We start from the raw sequence: 913 nt of genomic DNA, 5'->3' as shown, positions 1-913 counted from the left end.
TTTTCAAACGGAGAATACGACATCCTCGTCGGCACCCAGATGGTCGCAAAAGGACTTGACTTCCCCAACGTGACCCTCGTCGGAGTGCTCAACACCGACCACGCCCTCTACGCCGACGACTACCGCAGCTACGAGCGCGCTTTCTCGCTGCTCACTCAGGTAGTCGGCAGAAGCGGCAGAGGTAAGGAGAAGGGAGTCGCGGTCATCCAGTCCTACACGCCCGACAACCTTATCATCGGCATGGCGGCGCGGCAGGACTACGAGGCGTTTTACGAAACCGAGATAAAAATGCGCGAGATGATGCTCTATCCGCCGTTTGCGGATATCTGTCTTGTCGGCTTCGTCGGCGAGAATCAGCAGCTCACTCTCCGCGCGGCGGCGAGGTTTCTCGATATCTTCGTCGGTATGGCGCGCTCGGAGCACCCGAATCTGCCACTGCGGATCCTCGGACCGTCTCCGGCGCTCGTTGTGAAGGTGAGCAATAAATTCCGCTATAAGCTGATTATAAAATGCAGAAACAACCGCGAGTTCCGGGCGCTTTTGTCAGGAGCGCTGCTTGGCTTCGGCGAGGAAAAGGAGTTCCAAAGGGTGACCGCCTACGCCGACATGAACGCGCTGGTGTGCTGAATTTCAAACACTAAAGGTGATACTATGGCAATCAGAAATATTGTTAAGGACGGCGACCCGATTCTCAAAAAGCGCTGCCGTCCCGTTGAAAAATTCGATAATAAGCTCGCCACCCTCCTCGACGACATGGCTGAGACCATGCACAAGGCAAACGGCGTGGGTCTTGCGGCTCCGCAGGTCGGAATGCTGCGCCGCGTCGTCGTTATCGACGTGGGCGAGGGCGTCATCGAGCTTGTAAACCCCCAGATAATCGCGTTCAGCGGCGAGCAGGAGGGTCTTGAGGGCT

At 56.8% G+C, this 913-nt stretch carries 2 protein-coding genes; both read left to right on the top strand.

The features are described 5' to 3' along the window. A partial coding sequence (locus KQI64_RS00225) for a helicase-related protein (RefSeq protein WP_301282401.1) occupies positions 1–627 on the top strand: 627 nt, incomplete at its 5' end. Between the two features lie 24 nt (positions 628–651). Beyond that, positions 652–913, top strand: a 262-nt coding sequence (locus tag KQI64_RS00220) for a peptide deformylase (protein WP_216522775.1), incomplete at its 3' end; no start/stop codon positions are given.

Origin of the sequence: Lachnoclostridium sp. MSJ-17 (assembly GCF_018918205.1) — a bacterium.
Taxonomy (GTDB): domain Bacteria; phylum Bacillota; class Clostridia; order Oscillospirales; family Acutalibacteraceae; genus Ruminococcoides.
This window is presented reverse-complemented; position numbering and strand designations above follow the sequence as displayed.